The organism is Yinghuangia sp. YIM S09857 (genome assembly GCF_051388915.1).
Taxonomy (GTDB): Bacteria; Actinomycetota; Actinomycetes; order Streptomycetales; family Streptomycetaceae; genus Yinghuangia.
Window position 1 is genome coordinate 190,954 of record NZ_JBPKBH010000004.1, and the last position, 916, is coordinate 191,869.

Genomic DNA, 916 nt, shown 5'->3' on the forward strand with positions numbered 1-916 from the left:
ACCCCCCGACCCTCGGAGCCTCGGGGTCCCGGACCCCCGACACTCCCCACCCTCCTCGACCCCCCGACCTTTCCCTGATCCCTCGACTGCTCTTCGCCGCCTGACCTGCCGCCCGGCCTTCCCCGCCCTCCCCAGGCGTTCCCGGCCCAGGAACTTCCCTGACTCTCCCCGGCCCTTCCCGGACAAGTTACCTGCGGGTAGCATTCCGGTGTGACCACTCAATTCGACTTCATCGCCGACGGGCTCAAGCAGTCCGTTCCCCTGGTCCGGACCCTCGGTCTGGAGTTCGTCGAGATCGACCGCGACCGCGCGATCCTGCGGCTGCCGGACAACTCCGACTTCCACAACCACGTCGGCGGTCCGCACGCCGGGGTGATGTTCTCGCTCGGCGAGTCCGCGTCCGGCGCCATCGTGCTCGCCGCCTTCGGCGACCAGCTGGGCCGTGCGGTGCCGCTCGCGGTCACCGCGGACATCGCGTACAAGAAGCTGGCCATGGGGCCGGTGCTGGCCGAGGCGCGTCTCGGGCGGTCGGTCGAGGACGTCGTGGCCGAGCTCGACAAGGGCGAGCGCCCGGAGTTCCCGGTGTCCGTCGAGATCCGCACCGAGGACGGCACGCCGACCGCCGAGATGAACATCGTCTGGACGCTGCGCCCGAACCGCGCCTGACCGGGCCGCCCCGTCAGTACCGCCAGCGCGTGGCGGCGACGATCTCCTCCGGCGTCGACGTCGCGAACAGCGCCGCCTCCGCGCGCCGGACCGCCGCGAACGCCGCGTGCAGCTCCGGTCCCAGCGCCGCCGACAGCACCGCCGAGCGGTCGAACTCCGCCACCGCCTCAAGCAGTGCCGCCGGCAGCCGCTCGGCACCGGTCGCGGGGGGGGGGGGGGGGGGGGGGGGGGGGGGGGGGGGGGGGGGGGG

Annotated in this window: 2 protein-coding genes; one reads left to right on the plus strand and one right to left on the minus strand. The window is 73.8% G+C overall.

Annotated features, from left to right (window positions below; genetic code table 11):
• The first annotated feature begins 210 nt into the window (after positions 1-210).
• On the plus strand, positions 211-666 hold the full coding sequence (locus tag ACRX5S_RS09670) for a DUF4442 domain-containing protein (RefSeq protein ID WP_436772409.1): 456 nt from the start codon (positions 211-213) through the stop codon (positions 664-666).
• 13 nt (positions 667-679) lie between these two features.
• Here the strand turns inward: ACRX5S_RS09670 and ACRX5S_RS09675 are convergent, their stop codons facing one another.
• Positions 680-829: a hypothetical protein gene (locus ACRX5S_RS09675; RefSeq protein WP_436772410.1), complete on the minus strand. Its 150-nt coding sequence runs from the start codon at positions 827-829 to the stop codon at positions 680-682.
• Positions 830-916: the final 87 nt, after the last annotated feature.